The organism is Bartonella sp. AP57NXGY (assembly GCF_042195805.1).
Taxonomy (GTDB): domain Bacteria; phylum Pseudomonadota; class Alphaproteobacteria; order Rhizobiales; family Rhizobiaceae; genus Bartonella.
Map to the genome: position 1 here is coordinate 1 of NZ_JBHIOZ010000590.1, position 629 is coordinate 629.

The 629-nt window shown below is 38.8% G+C and carries 1 protein-coding gene; it reads right to left on the reverse strand.

What is annotated here, in order from left to right; genetic code table 11:
* Positions 1-28: 28 nt before the first annotated feature.
* A complete protein-coding gene (locus tag ACFIL8_RS12205; RefSeq protein WP_375637144.1) occupies positions 29-364 on the reverse strand; it encodes a hypothetical protein in 336 nt (111 codons plus the stop codon).
* Positions 365-629: the final 265 nt, after the last annotated feature.

Consider the following 629-nt stretch of genomic DNA (forward strand, 5'->3'; position numbering starts at 1 on the left):
AAAAATCGGTATAAGTTTTGGTACAATCTTAATCTGTCTTGTCGTCATTCATTGTTAAAGGAGCAATTTCTACACGCGTTATGATCTTAATGGCTCCCCCATCTTCACCTGTTACCTGTAAAGGCAACACCTTACCAAGCAACGCTAAATAAGCAGCGGGGCATTCCATAGCCTGCTTTTCCAAATAAGAGATCAAACCATCCTTGCCAATTTTATTCCCAGCATTCTCAGCAGCCTTAACCACTGCTTCTTTTAAAATGCGCGTCATCTTATTCGGAACGCCTTTGACACGCCCTTGACCTGCCTTTGGGGGTATACGCTTTTTAATGGGTTGTGGAGCCTGCTGTGTATTTTCTGATGTCATAAAATACGCCCTCCAGATAATAAAAAACCCCGCAAATGCGGGGATTCCAAACTGCACTGCCTCTCGTCTAGACACAATACGACAAGTGCCGTATTTGTCATTAAATACGATTTGCTACACTTTGTCAACACTAAAATAACACATATTGATAATTTCAAAGTGAATCAGTTAAACAGATAAAGTGCACATTAAGGTAGACATATAAGGTAGAAATGATGTTTATAAAAAAATCTTTATTTAGAAGCGTATTAATTATCGCACTTTT